The sequence below is a fragment of the Streptomyces sp. NPDC060031 genome, assembly GCF_042736805.1.
In the GTDB taxonomy this organism is placed as follows: Bacteria; Actinomycetota; Actinomycetes; order Streptomycetales; family Streptomycetaceae; genus Streptomyces.
Genome location: NZ_JBHWVM010000064.1, coordinates 20,856 through 36,209, shown reverse-complemented (window position 1 = coordinate 36,209; position 15,354 = coordinate 20,856). Strand labels below are relative to the sequence as shown.

The 15,354-nt window shown below is 72.7% G+C and carries 15 protein-coding genes; all 15 read left to right on the top strand.

From position 1 onward, the window contains the following. Positions 1 to 135: 135 nt before the first annotated feature. From ACFWB8_RS25415 to ACFWB8_RS25345, 15 genes are read left to right on the top strand one after another with little or no spacing between them, the layout of a single operon-like run. Positions 136 to 1,377, top strand: coding sequence for a M16 family metallopeptidase (locus ACFWB8_RS25415; RefSeq protein WP_385231415.1), 1,242 nt, complete (start codon positions 136 to 138; stop codon positions 1,375 to 1,377). Continuing rightward, positions 1,374 to 2,237, top strand: coding sequence for a GNAT family N-acetyltransferase (locus ACFWB8_RS25410; protein ID WP_385231412.1), 864 nt, complete (start codon positions 1,374 to 1,376; stop codon positions 2,235 to 2,237). Before ACFWB8_RS25415 ends, ACFWB8_RS25410 begins: the two co-directional genes overlap by 4 nt. Then, positions 2,234 to 3,301, top strand: coding sequence for a hypothetical protein (locus tag ACFWB8_RS25405; protein ID WP_385231409.1), 1,068 nt, complete (start codon positions 2,234 to 2,236; stop codon positions 3,299 to 3,301). Before ACFWB8_RS25410 ends, ACFWB8_RS25405 begins: the two co-directional genes overlap by 4 nt. Positions 3,302 to 3,333: 32 nt before the next feature. Beyond that, positions 3,334 to 4,155, top strand: coding sequence for a class I SAM-dependent methyltransferase (locus tag ACFWB8_RS25400; RefSeq protein ID WP_385231406.1), 822 nt, complete (start codon positions 3,334 to 3,336; stop codon positions 4,153 to 4,155). Next, the gene (locus ACFWB8_RS25395; RefSeq protein ID WP_385231403.1) at positions 4,155 to 5,474 is read left to right on the top strand and encodes a diaminopimelate decarboxylase family protein; all 1,320 of its coding nucleotides are present in this window, start codon (positions 4,155 to 4,157) and stop codon (positions 5,472 to 5,474) included. The genes ACFWB8_RS25400 and ACFWB8_RS25395 overlap by 1 nt, the downstream gene beginning before the upstream one ends. A 17-nt stretch (positions 5,475 to 5,491) precedes the next feature. Further along, positions 5,492 to 6,523 (top strand): asparagine synthetase A, encoded by a 1,032-nt coding sequence (locus tag ACFWB8_RS25390; RefSeq protein WP_385231400.1) that lies wholly within the window; start codon positions 5,492 to 5,494, stop codon positions 6,521 to 6,523. After that, positions 6,514 to 7,548, top strand: a complete 1,035-nt coding sequence (locus ACFWB8_RS25385) for an LD-carboxypeptidase (RefSeq protein ID WP_385231396.1) — start codon at positions 6,514 to 6,516, stop codon at positions 7,546 to 7,548. The genes ACFWB8_RS25390 and ACFWB8_RS25385 overlap by 10 nt, the downstream gene beginning before the upstream one ends. Then, positions 7,545 to 8,492, top strand: coding sequence for a hypothetical protein (locus ACFWB8_RS25380; RefSeq protein WP_385231393.1), 948 nt, complete (start codon positions 7,545 to 7,547; stop codon positions 8,490 to 8,492). Before ACFWB8_RS25385 ends, ACFWB8_RS25380 begins: the two co-directional genes overlap by 4 nt. Next, positions 8,483 to 9,553 carry a phosphotransferase gene (locus ACFWB8_RS25375; RefSeq protein WP_385231390.1) on the top strand — a complete coding sequence of 357 codons (1,071 nt, stop codon included), beginning with the start codon at positions 8,483 to 8,485 and terminating at the stop codon, positions 9,551 to 9,553. The genes ACFWB8_RS25380 and ACFWB8_RS25375 overlap by 10 nt, the downstream gene beginning before the upstream one ends. Then, positions 9,550 to 10,299 (top strand): P-loop NTPase, encoded by a 750-nt coding sequence (locus ACFWB8_RS25370; protein ID WP_385231387.1) that lies wholly within the window; start codon positions 9,550 to 9,552, stop codon positions 10,297 to 10,299. Before ACFWB8_RS25375 ends, ACFWB8_RS25370 begins: the two co-directional genes overlap by 4 nt. Then, positions 10,296 to 11,228 carry a cupin-like domain-containing protein gene (locus ACFWB8_RS25365; RefSeq protein WP_385231384.1) on the top strand — a complete coding sequence of 311 codons (933 nt, stop codon included), beginning with the start codon at positions 10,296 to 10,298 and terminating at the stop codon, positions 11,226 to 11,228. Before ACFWB8_RS25370 ends, ACFWB8_RS25365 begins: the two co-directional genes overlap by 4 nt. Further along, the gene (locus ACFWB8_RS25360) at positions 11,225 to 12,253 is read left to right on the top strand and encodes a hypothetical protein (RefSeq protein WP_385231381.1); all 1,029 of its coding nucleotides are present in this window, start codon (positions 11,225 to 11,227) and stop codon (positions 12,251 to 12,253) included. Before ACFWB8_RS25365 ends, ACFWB8_RS25360 begins: the two co-directional genes overlap by 4 nt. Then, positions 12,253 to 13,197: a hypothetical protein gene (locus ACFWB8_RS25355; RefSeq protein ID WP_385231378.1), complete on the top strand. Its 945-nt coding sequence runs from the start codon at positions 12,253 to 12,255 to the stop codon at positions 13,195 to 13,197. Before ACFWB8_RS25360 ends, ACFWB8_RS25355 begins: the two co-directional genes overlap by 1 nt. A gap of 1 nt (position 13,198) precedes the next feature. Next, positions 13,199 to 14,095 (top strand): sulfate adenylyltransferase subunit CysD, encoded by an 897-nt coding sequence (gene cysD / locus ACFWB8_RS25350; protein ID WP_385231375.1) that lies wholly within the window; start codon positions 13,199 to 13,201, stop codon positions 14,093 to 14,095. Positions 14,096 to 14,097: 2 nt separating this feature from the next. Further along, on the top strand, positions 14,098 to 15,351 hold the full coding sequence (locus tag ACFWB8_RS25345; RefSeq protein ID WP_385231372.1) for a sulfate adenylyltransferase subunit 1: 1,254 nt from the start codon (positions 14,098 to 14,100) through the stop codon (positions 15,349 to 15,351). The last annotated feature ends 3 nt before the right edge of the window (positions 15,352 to 15,354 follow it).

The following is a 15,354-nucleotide window of genomic DNA, read 5'->3' as shown; positions in this document are numbered from 1 at the left end:
ACCCCCCCACCCCTTTTGTTGTGTGGTGGGGGGGGTCTTTTTTTTTTAACCCCCCCCCGCCGGGGGGGCGGGGGGGCGCCCCCCCCCCCCCCCCACCGCCATCCGAAGACCGCGCCCGCATCGAAGGGAGCAGCAGTGACCGACCCGCACATCTACCGGCTCTCCCGGCAGGCGACGGCCTTCGCCTCGGCCGCCGACCGCAGCCTGGAGACCACCACGCTCGCGCTGGCCGTGCAGTACGGCTCGCGCAACGACCCGCAGGGCCAGGGCGGCATCGCCCACCTGCTCGAACACCTGCTGATGACCGGCCCGGTCGCCGGGGGATACTCGCTGACCGAAAGCATCGAACGCCTCGGCGGCCAGTCCAACGCGCTGACCGCCGTGGACGGGATGGTCTTCCACGCCCGGGTCCTGAACGCCGACGCGCCCGCCGTGGCACGACTGCTGTGCACCGCACTGCTCGACCCGCAGATGGACCACGCACTGCTGGAGTCCGAACGCCGCGTGGTACGGCAGGAACTGACCGCGGCCCAAGACGATCCCGCGGACCTCGTGCAGGACGCCTTCCTCGCCCAGCTCTACCCCGGCCACCCGCTCGGCCGGCCGGTCGGCGGAGTGCCCGCCGAACTCGACCGGCTGACGATCGACGACGTCCGCGAGGCCCACGCCCAGTCCTTCGTACGCCGGCGCCTCGCCCTGATCAGCGTCGGAGGGCTCGCCCCCGAAGCGCTGCTGGAGGTGGCGTCCGATGTGCTCGTCACCCCTCACGCGGCGCAGCCGCTGACCGACGAGCCCGTGTCCCCCGGCCCGCTGACACCCGGCTCGGACGAGGACCTCGACTGGTCGGGCGACGGCTTCAGCTGGCTGTGCGCCGGAGGCAGGGCTCCGGCCCTGGACTCCCCGGACCGGTACGCCTACCAGGTGCTCTCCTGCCTCATGGGCAGCAGCCCGTCCTCGCTGCTCTTCCGGCGACTGCGCAACGACGCGGGACTCGCGTACGCCTTCCAGTCCTGGTCCCGCAGCTACCTGGAAGGCGGAGCCTGGCGGGTACTGGTGGGCGGTGAGTCCCGCAACGGACCGGCCCTGGTGGAGATCATCCGCGAGCTGCTCCGGCAACTGAGCACGGACGGCCCCGGCGAGCAGGACCTGGAAGTGGCCCGGCGGCAGGCCGTCATGGACGGCCTGATCGACCGCGAAAGCCCCGCCGACCACGCCATCCAGCTCGCCAGCCGGACACGTGCGGGATCGCTGGACTGGTCGATGGACCAGGAACAGCGGGCGCTGCGCGCCGTCGACGCACAGGACGTGGCGAAGGCCGCCGCCCGGATGCTGGAGCAGTTCACCGTGGTGGTGCGCTCCCGTGGCGGTGCCGCATGAACACCCCCGCCACGGCCACCGCCGAGGCGCAGCGGCTGCTCTTCGGCCGACCCGCCTGCGACTACCTCGCCACCTGCCACGAGTCGGGAGTGCTCACCCGCACACCCGACGGTGACTTCTGCGCCGGGGACGCTCCGGACCCGCTCACCCGCACGGCCCGGTACTTCGTCGAGTACGCCCAGCCCCGGCTGCTGACCTCGCCGACCGGCCCCGGCCGGCTGCCGGCCGCCGCCCCGCCGAGCGCGGAGGTCGTGCTGCGATCCCCGGCTGACACCCGGCTGCCCGCACCCTGGCAGCCGCTGCTGACGTACCTGGTGCGGACGGGACCGGCCGCAACCGCCGTCCCGCAGGGCGCCGGCCACACCACCACCGCCGAAGACGACGGCATCAGCCCGGCCACCGCCGCGGACGAGCCGCTCGTCCAGCGCTGGATGGAACTGGCCATCAGCGACGCGTCGGTCCACCAGACGGGCACCCGCGCGCTGGACGGCGCCGTGCGGGAACAGGCCGGGCTGATCCTCGGCCAGCCCGGCAGACTGTCGCTGATCGCGCGCGCGGACGGCAGGCCGATCGGGCACGCCACGCTCGACCAGGAAGCCCACGACGACATCACCGGCGTGCGCTTCCTCGAACTGATCGACATCCTGGTCGACCCCGAGCACGACGTACGGGCTGTCACCGCCCGCCTCACCCAGGCAGCGATCGAACGGGCCGACCGGCTCGGGCTGCCGCTGGTGGGCCACGTGGTGCACCAGCAGGCAGCACCGGAGCACGGACCGCGCATCATCGCCTCGCTCACTGCCCGGGGCTGGCAGCCCCTGTGGGTGTACTGGCGGCACCCCGCGAAGGACGCCCGATGACCGCCATCGACCTCGCCACGCTCTACCGCATCACGGACGTGGACCCCGACGCCCCGCTCCGGGTACTGCTGCGCCGGTTCAGGGAGCTTTCGCCCTCGCTCCCGGCACTGGTGCTCTCCGCAGCCGTGGCCGAGGGGACCGAACTCGGCACCGGCTCGGCCGACGAACTGCGCCGGGTCACCGCCCGGGTGGACACCTACCGCCGGATCGCGGAGCACTGCGCCACCGCGCACGGCGCCCGCGCCGTCAAGGGAGTGTCGCTGCTGGAACGCTACCCGGACGAGCTGCTGCGCGGCATGGGCGACCTGGACCTGGTCCTGCCCGACGAACCGGCGCTGTGGCGGGCCGTCGCCCAGATCATGGCCACCCACCCGGTGACCGAGGTGGCGGTGTCGGTCATCGACGGCCCGCAGCGACACATCCTCGCCACCCCGCGCTGGTCCGCCGAAGACCCGGTGCTCGACCCCGAACTGAAGGTGGACCTCACCACCTTCGCCTTCGCGGGCGACTTCGCGACGGTCCCGCTGCGCGCCGCGCTGCCCGCCGACCCGGTCGTGGCGGATCTGCTGGCGCTCGCCGACGAGCGGACCCAGCGCCCGTTCAACGTCAAGGACGCCCTGGACACCATGGTGCTGATGGGCGGAGCCGCAGCACCGTCCGCGGCCGACCTGGCAGCGGCCGCACGGGAGTTCCGCCTCGCCCCCGAGCTGTGGGAACTGCTGCAAAAGACGCGCGAGCTGACCGGGACACCCGGTGAGTCGAGCTGGGCCGGGCTGCCCGAGGCGGCGGCGGCCGAAACGGCCCTGCGCACCGCCGCAGCCGCCAACGACGCCGCCGCGGCACCGGCCGACACCGAGGCCCGCCTGGCAGCCGGACTGCCGGTCTACGCCTTCCCGTTGCAGTTCCGCTCCCGGCCCCACTGGCAGCGGGCCGAGATCCACCGCGCCGCCGGCTGCGTGCTGCTGCGCACGCCCGTCTCCGACCACCTGCTGGTCGGTGGGGGACGGGTGGCGGTGGAGGACTACCACCGGGCACTGGCCGCGGTGGGCGAGCTGCCGGACTGAATCTTCCTGCTTCATCGAATCGGAGAACGACCATGACCATCACCCTGAACCCCCGCAGCGCGGACGAGGTCCGTGCCCTGCCCTACGTCGCCCTGCTCGCCATGCTGGAGGAGGCCAACCTGCCGCCCGGCGGCCTGGACTCCGTACGCCGGATCTGCCAGGAGGCCCATCTGCGCCCCGGCCTCGACGTGCTGCACGCCGGATGCAACGCAGGCTTCCTCAGCCGGGAGGTGGCCCGGCGCACGGGCGCCTCGGTCCTGGGCATCGACATCTCCCCCGACATGGCCGACGCCGGCAACCGGCGGGCGGCCAAGGAGGGCCTCGACGGGCTGGTGCGCCACGAGAACCGGGACATGCGCCGCAGCGGCCTGGCCGACGCCTCCTTCGACGTGGTGCTCTCGGGCGGTGCGCTCGCCTTCGTCGACGGCAGGCAGGACGCCGTCCAGGAGTGGCTGCGCGTGGTCAAGCCGTACGGCCTGGTCGCCGATGTCGAGCTGTACTACGCCAAGGAGCCCCCGCGGCAGGTGCTGACCAAGGTCTCGGAGATGATCGAGGTCGAGGTGCCGCGCTACGACCGCGACTACTGGGTCGACCTGTTCACGCACGAGCGGCTCCAGCCGTACTACCGGTACGACGCCGAGGCCGGAGCACGTTCGGACGCCGAGGTCGACGCCTACTGCGCGGCGATGGTCCGGCGCAGCGCGGCCGACTGGGCGCCGGAGGCCCAGGAAGCACTCCACGAGCGCCTCCTGGAGATCTTCCGGGCCTTCAACGAGAACATGAAGTACCTGTCGTACACGCTGTTCGTGCAGCGGGTGGTGCCGGCGGCCGACGAGCCGGCGCTCTACCTCTGATGGGCCGCCCGCCCCGGCAGTCCGAGCTGACCAACGGCCTGCCCTACCTGTCGTACGCGGACAGCCGCCTGACGGTGGACGGGAGCCTGGACCTCACCGAGATCCTGGAACGCTCGGAGCACCCGGTCCTGCTCTACCTCACCGGACGGGCGACCGCGAACCTCAAGGCGATGCGGGAGGCGTTCGAGGCCCACTTCAGCCGCGTCAGCATCTTCTTCGCCCTCAAGTCCTGCTACGTGCGGCCGGTGGTCGAAGCACTGCTCGCCGACGGCGCGGGACTGGAGGTGATGTCCCACCTCGAACTCCGGCTGGCCCAGCAGCTGGGCTGCGCACCCGACCGCGTCGTGGCGAATGGAGTGGGCCGCAGTGCGCGGCACGCCGACGAAGTCTCCGCGGGCGCCGGCCTGGTGGTGGTCGACAATCCGGAGGACCTGGACGAGGTCTCCCGGGCCGCCGCCGCGCAGGGGACCGTGGTGCCGATCGGTCTGCGGGTCACGCCCGAGGTCGATGTGGAGCGGTTCCTCGGGCGCGGGGGCAAGGTGGGCGCCGACTGGGCCGGGGGCCGGTTCCTCGACCTGCTCGACCGGGCCCTGTCCGCGCCGGGCGTGGAGGTCACGGCGCTCCACGCGCACCAGCTCACCCACGGCGACGACCTCGACCGGTACCGCGCCTGCCTGCGCGGCATCGCCGAGGTGGCGACCGAGGTGCAGCGGCTGCGCGGACTGCGGTTCGAGGTGATCGACATCGGCGGCGGTCTCGACACCCGCCACCTGCTGCACCGCGGCGGCCTGGACGCACCGGACTTCGCGCGGGTGGCTGCCGAGGAACTCGCGGTCATCGACTACGACTTCGAGCTGTACCTGGAACCCGGCCGCTACCTGGTGGCGGACGCCGCCATCGGCCTCACCCGGGTCACCGGCCAGAAGCCGGGCGACCAGTCACAATGGCGGATCTCCGAGCTCGGCTCCAACATCCTGATCCCGCTGCCCGACATCAGGTACGAGCCGCTTCCACTGACCTGGCCCGAGCCGCAGGAGCCCTGGGCGACGTACCACGTGGCCGACGGGACCTGCGCGCCCTCGGTGCTGGCCCGGGAGGTGCCGCTGCCCACCGGGCCGTCCGGCCGCAGCCTGGCCGTGCTCAACTGCGGCGCCTACACCTCCGTGTTCGCCGAGTGCTGGGCCTTCCCCCTGCCGAAGGTGCTGGTCTGGGACGGCGCAGGGCTCACCACCGTGTTCGGCGAAGAGGACCAGGCCCGGATGTTCGAGAGCGTCCACGGCTACCGGCTCGACCTGACACCCGCCCCCCTGCCCCGTTAGTCACACCGGAGACTGAGATGATCGAAACCTTTGCCACCCAGCCTCGCAGCATCGCACCGCCCCGGCTCTGGGACGACGCCGAACGCCACTTCCTCTCGGCCATCGACTCGCCCTGGTACCGGCTGATCACCCACCTGAACGCGCTGCTGGTCGAGGAGACCGCCGACTTCTACCGCGAACGCGGCATCGCCCCGGTGCTGATGCCGGTGACGGTCGGCTCGGTGTCCAGCCCGATGGGCCTGGGCAGCGACAGCCTCCCGGTCGAAGTCGACCTGTTCGACGAGCGGACCTACCTGGCCGACTCCATGCAGTTCCAGCTCGAGTTCATGCTCCGCCACGGGCTGTCCGGCGCCTACTACGTCATGCCGACCTTCCGCGGCGAGACCCCGGACAGCAGCCACCTGAACCAGTTCTTCCACTCCGAGGCGGAGATCGTCGGCGGTCTGGCGGACGTGATGGGACTCGTCGAGGCGTACGTGCTGCGGCTGGCCCGCGCCGTGCTGGCGAGCAAGGTCGGCGACGCGGTCCGCGGTGCCGCGGGCACGCTGCGCCACCTGGAGGAGCTGGCCGCCCGGGAGTCCTTCCCGCAGATCACCTTCGAGCAGGCGCGCAAGCTGCTCGGCGACGAGTACTTCACCGAGGTCGTGGAGGGCGTACCGGCCATCACCCGGGCCGGAGAGCAGCAGCTGATCAAGCACTACGGCGGTGTCGTCTGGCTGACCCGCCCGCACCACCTCGCCGTGCCGTTCTACCAAGCGGGCGACGCGGACGGCACCGCGCGCTGCGCCGACCTGCTCCTGGGCGTCGGCGAGGTGGCCGGCTGCGGCGAGCGGCACAGCACCGGCGAGCAGGTGCTGGCCGCGCTCGCCGAGCACGGTGTCGCACCGGCCGAGTACGAGTGGTACGTGCGGATGCGCGAGAGCCACCCGCTGCGCACGGCCGGTTTCGGCCTCGGCACCGAGCGGCTCCTGCTGTGGGTGCTCCAGCACGGGGACATCCGCGACCTGCACGTCATGCCGCGCCTCCGGGGACAGTATTCGTGGCTGTGACCAGCACCCTGCGGCGCCCGCCGGCGCTGCGCCCCGGTGATGCGGTGGGCCTGGTCTCGCCCTCCGGACCGCTCGCGTCCCGCTGCCCCCGGCGGCTGGGCCGGGCCGTACGGGCGCTGGGCGAGGCGGGGTTCGAGGTGCGGCTCGGCCGGTCGCTCGGCGCCGACACGGGGGACCGCGCCGGAAGCGCGCGGGACCGGGCCGAGGACCTGATGGACCTGGTCGCGGACGACCGGGTGCGGGCGGTGTTCGCCACGGTCGGCGGGTCGGGCGCCGACGAGCTGATCCCGTACCTCGACGCCGAGGTGTTCCGTGCCCACCCCACCCTCCTCGTCGGCTACAGCGACTTCACCTCCGTGCTGCTCTGGGTGCACGAACAGACCGGGATGACGGTCTGCTACGGCCCCGCGGCACTACCGCAGTTCGGCGAGCAGGGCGGCATCGACCCGTACGGGCTCGCGGCGCTGCGGCAGGTGCTGGCGGCGCCGCTGGCCGCGGGGCCGTTGCCGACCAGCGCCGACGTGGTCATCGAGTACCTGGAGTGGGACCACGCCGACGAGCGGGGCCGCGCCCGGCTGGCCGCAGGAGCGCGGCAGGCGCTGGTGCGCGGCGAGGCCGAGGGCCCGCTGCTCGCCGCGAACCTCTCCTGCCTGGCCAGCACGGTACGGCGCGGTGGCCCCGTCCCGCGCTACGAGGGCCGGATCGTACTGCTGGAGGAGTCCGACACCGCCGACCGGGACCGGCTGCTGCGCAACCTGCGGACGCTCGGTGACACCGGGCTGGTGGAGCGGGCCGCGGGCATCGGCTTCGGCCGGTTCGCCCAGACCCACGACGGACGCTGGGACCACGCCGAACTGCTCGGCACGCTCGCCCGGTGGGCGGCCGGGGCGCCGGGACCGGTCGTGGCGGACCTGGAGTTCGGGCACACCGACCCGATGCTCACGCTCCCGCTCGGCGTCCGCACGCGGCTGACCGCCCGGGACGACGTCGAGCTGTGCCTGCTGGAAGCGGCGGTATCCCCGTGACCCCGCCGGCGAACCCGCAGCCGACGCCGGCCATGCTGGGCTGGGCACGGGAGGTGGTCGGCCCGGTGGGGGAGCCGAGCCTGCTCTCCCGCACCAACAGCCTGCTCTGGCGGCTTCCCGGCGCGGGGGGCGACTACGTCCTCAAACACCTCACCGACCCCACCAGCGACCTGGACGCCGAGACGGCCCTGCTCACGGCGCTCCCGCCGGACGCCCCGTTCCGGCGCCCGCTGGCCCTGCGCCGCCTGGCCGACGGCAGCGCCCTGACCTTGGCCGCGTACCTCGAAGGCCCCTGCCTGGCCGATGTCCTGGCCACCGCCCCGGCGGCCACGGCGGAAGCTTGGGCCGGGCAATGGCACACCATGATGCGACTGGTGGCGGCCCGCCCGGCCAGCGGATTCGGCAAGGCCGATGCCCGCGGACACGCCGAGCACCGCACCTGGAGCGACTTCCTCCACACCTACCTGGAACGCCAGCGCCGCAAGGCACCCCGGCTGGCAGCGCTGCGCCACGCCGCCGTGGCCGAGGCGCTGACGGGGCTCAGCGCGCCGCTGGACGCCGCCGCCCCGACGCCGACCCTGCTCTCCGCCGACGTCAACCACCGCAACTTCCTGGTCACGGCGGCCGGACTGCACTGCGTCAACGTGCCGGTGCTCTGGGCGGGCGACCCGGCGGCCTGCTACGGCGAGGCCCTGGTGCACTGGGACGGCAGCCCGGGCCTGCGGCGCCTGGTGGCGCTCTCGGGCGCGCCCGCCTGGCGACTGCACTGGTACGCGGCCTTCCACGCGTACGTCATTCTCGCCTTCGTCGAGCGGTTCAGCCCCGAGCCGCTGGCCGATGCGCGCCCCTGGGGAGGACGCAGGCCGCTGCTGTCACTGCTGGACCGGCACCTGGCCGCCCTGCGCGCCTCCCGCACCACCTCCGAGGAGACGGCATGCCAGTAGCACGCAAACCCCGTTCGGCGGGCTTCTTCAACTTCGACGAGCACGACCTGATCGAGATAGCCCGCGCCTACGGGCTGCGCACGGCCGACGCGTTCTACCCGATCCTGCTGGACGGGGAGACCGCGACGCTGCTGGAGGTGCGCTCGGCGACCAGCCGCAAGGCGATGATCGAAGACGAGGGACGGCGCTGGTTCCTCAAGCAGATCCCCTGGTACGCACAGGACGAACGCCAACTCGACTTCAGCCACGCCTACCAGACGGCGGTCCACCGGACCACCGGACTCGCGCCCGCGATCCGTACGACGCTCGACGGCGCGGGCCGACTGAGCCTGCGCGGCGGCGTCTTCGTCCTGTACGAACACGTGAAGGGCGTTCGCTACACCGGCGCCGGCGCCCAACTGCACGGTGCCGGAAAGGCATTGGCCCGGCTTCACTCCTGCGCACCGAGCCTGGACGCGGCCCCCGGCGAGGACTACCCGGGCCTGGTCGCCGACCACCTCGCACTCGCCGACGACGCGGGCGGCCCGGCGGTGCGGCCGCTGATCGACCTGCTGGACGCAGAACTGAAGTCCGCGCGCGAAGAGCTGCACCGGTCGGGCTGGGAGCAGCTGCCCCAGGCGGCCGTCCACGGTGACGTCAACCCGTGGAACCTGCTCTTCGCCGAACAGGGACAGGTCAAGGCGGTGCTCGATTTCGACAACTGCGACCGGGGCAGCCGCCTGCGCGACGTCGCCGAGGCCGTCCTGACCTTCGGCGGCCTGGCCTACGCACAGGACTCGACCTCCTTCGCCCGGCCGTTCCGTTGCGAGATACGGGAAGAACGGGCCGCCCGCCTCATCGACGGCTACCGCCGGGCCACCCCGGACCCCTTCACCGAGGCGGAGCTCCGGTGCGCCGACGCCGTCCTGCGGACGGTGTTCGTGGAACTCGCCGCCCTCGGGGTGATCAAGGGGGAGCTGGGCGCCGGTGACGAGGGGTACCTGCGGCAATGGCTCCGGGAAGCCCCACCGCTCTCGCTCTGGCTCCAGGGCGGGCAAGACGAGGAAGAGGCACGCGCATGAGGGCCGACCAGCTGACGGAGTCCACCCGGGTCGTCCTGGTGGGCGGCGGAAAGGGCGGGGTCGGCAAGTCCACCGTCGCCGCCGCGCTCGCCGAACGGCTGGCCCAGGAGTCGCGCGTCGGCCTCCTCGATGCCGACCTGTCCGGCCCCAGCCTGCCCACCCTGCTCGGCCTCACCGGCCGGCCCGAAGTGGTGGACGGCATGATGCTGCCGGTACCGGCCGGAAGCCTGGGCGTGATGTCCACCGGGCTGCTCGGCCCCGCCGAGAAGGCGTTCACCTGGCGAGGACCGCTGCTGCGGGGCATCCTCTGGCAGCTGCTGAACGAGGTGGCCTGGGGGCCGCTGGACTACCTGGTCGTCGACCTGCCCCCGGGCAGCGGCGAGATCCACACCGCCCTGCTCGACCTGGTGACCCCCTCGGCGGCGGTCGTGGTGACGACGCCGCAGCCGCTGGCCGTCGCGGACACCCGCCGGTTCCTCTCCTTCCTCTCCGACCAAGCCCCCGTCGTGGGCGTGGTGGAGAACATGTCCGGCAGCCAGTGCCCGCAGTGCCACCGGCACAGCGACGGCCATGCCGACGGAGCGCGACCCGAATGGCCGGCCGAGACGTTCCGGCTGCCCATGGTGCTGGGCGAACAGCGCCCGTGGACCGTGAGCCCGGTCTTCCGGCAGACCATCGACGACCTGGCGGACCGGCTGCGCGACCGGTGTCTGGCCGCCCCCATCCCCGCAGAGAGGACAGCATGACACTCGACCTGGAGACCCTGGTCGCCCCGCTGACCGCCGCCGAGTTCCTCGACGGGCACTGGCCGGCGCGGCCGTACACCACCGCGGGCGACCCGGAGCGGCTGGCCGAGCTGGCAGCCGTCCCGGCCCTGGCATCGAACGCCGCCGTCCTGGCCGCGTACGGCTCCACTGTTTCGCTGCTGCGCACCGACGGGGTCAGCGCACGCGTGCCCGACGGCCCCACCGCGGCCCCGCTGCTCGCCGCGGGCTTCACCTGCTACCTGCGCCGCGTGGAGGAGCACATACCGCAGCTGCGCGCCATGGCCGAGGCCGTGGCGGCCGACCTGGGGATGCCGGCGGAGTCGGTGACCTGCGAGGTCTTCTGCTCCGCCGACAACAGCGGTGTGTCCATGCACAGCGACCACGACGTGAACTTCGCCCTGCTGCTGCGCGGGCACAAGCGGTGGCGGCTGGCACCCAACGAGCACATCAGGAACCAGACCGGGGTCTGCCTCCCGGGCAACCGGCGCCAGCGCGAGGAGGACCAGCTCGCCCTCGCCGACCGGCTGCCGTTCCCGGACCGGCTGCCGGAGGACGCGCTCACCGTCGACGTCGAGGCGGGCGGACTGGTCTTCCTGCCCCGAGGCTGGTGGCACGAGACCGAGGCCCAGGGCGAGTGCCTCCAGGTCAACTTCGTGGTCAAGGGGCCGTACTGGACTTCCGTCCTGGCCAAGGCGTTGGCCAACCGGCTGACCGAGGACCCGCGGTGGCGGGCCCACGCCTACGACCTGTGTGCCCCGGGGGAGCGCGGCGAGAGGGCACTGGCTGTGTTCGCCGGACTCCTGGACGGACTGCGCGGCGACCTTGCCGCCGGTACTCCGCAGGACCTGGCCGCGCGCCTGCTCACCGACTCGGGGCTGCTGCCCGCTGACCGGTCCGCGGTCCGATGATGCTCGTTCGCCTCGCCGCGGCCGACGGGGTGCTGGTGACCGGGGACCCGGAGGCACTGGCCGGACTCACCGCCTCCTTCCAGGGATTCCTGACCGTGTCACCCGCCCCGTCCGGGCCGACCGACGCCCACCCGCTGGTCGCGATCACCGACGAGCCTCCCGCGGGCGCGCAGTGGGAGCGCCTCGTCTTCCCCTCGCGGTTCGAACCGGACAGGGTGCTGTACATCGACCACGAGCGGCGCGCGGTGACCGTCTGCGGACCGGCCGGGGCGTGGCGGACCCTGCAGGCGCTGCGCACGATCCGCAACCTGCTGCGCTGGCAGGCGTTCACCGCCGGACAGCTCGTCCTCCATGGCGGGATGGTGACCTTCGACGGCCGGGGAACCGCCTTCCTGGGTGCGAAACGGGCCGGGAAGACCTCGTCGATCCTCTCGGCGCTCCTGGTCGGCGGCGCCTCCTTCGTCTCCAACGACGACCTCACCGTCGAGCTGACGGACCGCGGCCCGACCGGACACGGCTGGCCGCGCAGCGTCAACGTACGGACCGACACCCTGGCCTCGCTGGAATCCGTGCGCCCGGGCATCACCGAACAGGTCCTGGCCGCGAGCCACCCGACCAACGGCTGGGACGGCGAACACCGCTCCGCAGAAGGCGGACTGCCGCGCAGCGTGTGGTCCTACCCAGCCGAACTCGCCGCCGAGCTGGGCTTCGCACTCGCCCCGCGGGCGCCGCTGACCGCGCTCGTGCTGCCCCGGTTCGGCCCGGCCACGGGCGGGCCGAGGCTGGAGCGGATCACTCGGGACGAGGCACGGGAACTGCTGAGCCCCCACGTGGAGACCGCGGCCTCGCACTACGACCCCTTCCTCCAGGGCTGGTACGCCGACGACGGCAAGGAACTGCGCCGAGCCGCCCTCGACGCGTTGCTGGAGCTGCCGGTCCACCGGCTGCACCAGGACCTCTCCTCGCTCGCCGCCGCCACACGGCTGGTCCGCACCGCCGTACTCAACGAACCCACGGAGACGTGATGCAGTACTACCTCAGCGTCAGCCACACCGACATGGCTGCCCGGCGCAGCCGCTGGCGGGACCCGGAACGCCGCGCCCAGCAGCCGACCGTCAAGCAGCTCGGCGTCGACCAGGCCGACACCGACTTCCCCGGCGGCCTGGTGGCGCTGGTCGGCGAGGACGGGGAGATCGCGAAGTCGATCCCGCTGTGGGGCGTGGAAGGACTGCTGCCGCTCGACGGACGGCTGCTGGCAGCCTGCCCCTGGGGCATCAGCAGCCTGGACCTCGAACTCACCGGCTCCACGCCGTATCTGACCGCCCCTTGGTGCAACTACCTGCACTCGATGCGCCGGACGGAGGGCGGCGGCTTCGTCGTCGCCTCCACCGGCGTGGACATGCTGGCGGAGGTCACCGATCCGGACGCGGAACCGAGCTGGCAGTGGTGGGCGACCGAGAACGGATACCCGGACAGCGCCATCGGCACGCCGCGCGAGCTGGACCGCGGCGCGGACCACCGGGGTCTGAACTACGACACCAAGCTGCACACCACGCACGTCAATTCCGTGCTCCCGCTGGACGAGGACCGGGTGCTCGCCACCTTCTTCCACCAGGGCGCCCTGATGTGCATCGACCGCAGCACGGGCAAGGCCGTACCCCTCCTGGAGGACCTGCGCCGACCGCATGCGGTGCGCCGGCTCGACGACCGTCACCTCACCCTCGCCGACACCGGACGCGGCCAGGCCCTGGTGGTCCGGCTCGGGCCCGAGCTGCAGGCCGAGGTGGTGAGCCGGGTCGATGCCGAGACGACCTGGCTGCAGGACGCCTGGTTCGACGGAGAGCGCTGGCTCCTGGTGGACGGCGCCAACTCCAGGGTGGTGCACGCGGACGCGGCGGGACGCACGCTGCGCGTGGACCAGTTCGATCCCGACTGGCGGCTGTACGAGGCCGTCCCGGTGGCCGGCTGACGTGCGCCACCTCAGCCATCTGGACGTGCTGGAGGCGGAGTCGGCACACATCCTGCGCGAAGTGGCGGGGGAGTTCGAACGGCCGGTGATCCTGTTCTCCGGTGGCAAGGACTCCATCGTCATGCTGCACCTGGCGCTCAAGGCGTTCACGCCCGCGCCGGTACCGTTCTCGCTGCTGCACGTGGACACCGGACACAACTTCCCCGAGGTCATCGCCCACCGCGACCGCGTCGTCGCCGAGCACGGGCTGCTGCTGCACATCGCCCGCGTCCAGGACTTCATCGACGACGGCCGGCTGCGCGAGCGCCCGGACGGCACGCGCAATCCCCTCCAGACGGTCCCGCTGCTGGACGCCATCACGGCCCACGGGTTCGACGCGGTCCTCGGCGGCGGCCGCCGCGACGAGGAGAAGGCCCGCGCCAAGGAGCGCGTCTTCTCCCTGCGCGACGAGTTCGGCGCCTGGGACCCGCGCCGCCAGCGCCCCGAGCTGTGGACGCTGTACAACGGCCGTCACCTGCCCGGCGAACACGTCAGGGTCTTCCCGCTCTCCAACTGGACGGAACTGGACGTCTGGCAGTACATCCGCCGGGAGGGCATCGCACTGCCCGAGATCTACTACGCGCACGAGCGCGAGGTCTTCGCCCGTGACGGCGTGTGGCTGACCGCCGGAGAGTGGGGCGGCCCCAAGGCGCACGAGACCGTCCAGCGCCGACGGGTCCGCTACCGCACGGTGGGAGACATGTCCTGCACCGGTGCGATCGAATCCCGCGCCGCCACCGACGCCGACGTCATCACCGAGATCGCCGCCAGCCGCCTCACCGAGCGCGGCGCGACCAGGACCGACGACCGGCTCTCCGAAGCGGCGATGGAAGACCGCAAGCGCGAAGGGTACTTCTGAGCATGACACCGAACCACCTGCGGATCGCCATCGCCGGGTCCGTCGACGACGGCAAGTCCACTCTGGTCGGCCGTCTCCTCCACGACTCCAAGGCGGTCCCGGCGGACCAGTACGAGGCCGTGGCGGACGCCTCGCGCCGACGCGGCCAGGACGCACCGGACCTGGCGCTGCTCACCGACGGCCTGCGGGCCGAACGCGAGCAGGGCATCACCATCGACGTGGCCTACCGCTACTTCGCCACGCCGCGCAGGAGCTTCGTCCTGGCCGACACCCCCGGCCACGCGCAGTACACCCGCAACATGGTCACCGGCGCGTCCACCGCCGACGCGGTCGTCGTACTGGTCGACGCCCGCAACGGCGTGGTCGAGCAGACGCGCCGCCACACCGCCGTCGCCGCCGTCCTGCGTGTCGAGCACGTCGTCCTCGCGGTCAACAAGATGGATCTGGTCGATTACGCCGAGCCCGTCTTCACACGGATCGCCGCGGAGTTCTCCTCCTGCGCATCCGCACTCGGCATCTCCCGGACCACGGCCGTCCCCGTCTGCGCGGTCACCGGCGACAACGTGGTCGAGCCCTCCTCCCGCATGGACTGGTACGCCGGACCGAGCCTGCTGGAGCACCTGGACACCGTCGCGATCGGTGGCGGGAGCGGCGAGGAGAGCACCCGCCTCCCGGTCCAGTACGTGATCCGGCCCCGGCACGGCGACGTCCGCGACGACCGCGGCTACGCCGGTCGGCTCACCGCGGGCGCCCTGCGCGTGGGCGACGCGGTGACCGTCCTGCCCTCGGGGCGCACCAGCACGGTCGCCGCCCTCGACGTCCTGGGCGTCGATGCCCGGGAGGTGCGGGCCCCGCAGTCGGTGACCGTCCGCCTCACCGACGACCTGGACGTCTCCCGGGGCGACCTGATCGCCCCCGTCGCCGACGCCCCCCGGGTCACCCGGGACATCGAGGCCACCGTCTGCCACCTCGACGAGCGCCCGCTGCGCGCCGGTGACCGGGTCCTGCTCCGGCACACCACCCGGACCGTCCGGGCGGTCGTCACCGACATCTCCTCCCGGCTGGACCTGTCGGACCTCTCCGCGGAACCCTCACCCGGGTTCCTCGCGGCCAACGACCTGGGCCGGCTGCGGATCCGTACCGCCGAGCCGATCGCCGTCGATGCGTACGCCGACCAGCGCGGCACCGGCTCCTTCATCCTCATCGACCCCGCGGACGGTGCCACCCTCACCGCCGGCATGACAGTCAAGGTCTGACCC

Bases quoted from the DNA above. Each gene is read 5' to 3' on its own strand.
- ACFWB8_RS25370 (WP_385231387.1), top strand. From the start codon at position 9,550: ATGAGGGCCGACCAGCTGACGGAGTCCACCCGGGTCGTCCTGGTGGGC.
- ACFWB8_RS25375 (WP_385231390.1), top strand. From the start codon at position 8,483: ATGCCAGTAGCACGCAAACCCCGTTCGGCGGGCTTCTTCAACTTCGAC.
- ACFWB8_RS25390 (WP_385231400.1), top strand. From the start codon at position 5,492: ATGATCGAAACCTTTGCCACCCAGCCTCGCAGCATCGCACCGCCCCGG.
- ACFWB8_RS25365 (WP_385231384.1), top strand. From the start codon at position 10,296: ATGACACTCGACCTGGAGACCCTGGTCGCCCCGCTGACCGCCGCCGAG.
- ACFWB8_RS25410 (WP_385231412.1), top strand. From the start codon at position 1,374: ATGAACACCCCCGCCACGGCCACCGCCGAGGCGCAGCGGCTGCTCTTC.
- ACFWB8_RS25395 (WP_385231403.1), top strand. From the start codon at position 4,155: ATGGGCCGCCCGCCCCGGCAGTCCGAGCTGACCAACGGCCTGCCCTAC.
- ACFWB8_RS25405 (WP_385231409.1), top strand. From the start codon at position 2,234: ATGACCGCCATCGACCTCGCCACGCTCTACCGCATCACGGACGTGGAC.
- ACFWB8_RS25360 (WP_385231381.1), top strand. From the start codon at position 11,225: ATGATGCTCGTTCGCCTCGCCGCGGCCGACGGGGTGCTGGTGACCGGG.
- ACFWB8_RS25400 (WP_385231406.1), top strand. From the start codon at position 3,334: ATGACCATCACCCTGAACCCCCGCAGCGCGGACGAGGTCCGTGCCCTG.
- ACFWB8_RS25345 (WP_385231372.1), top strand. From the start codon at position 14,098: ATGACACCGAACCACCTGCGGATCGCCATCGCCGGGTCCGTCGACGAC.
- ACFWB8_RS25355 (WP_385231378.1), top strand. From the start codon at position 12,253: ATGCAGTACTACCTCAGCGTCAGCCACACCGACATGGCTGCCCGGCGC.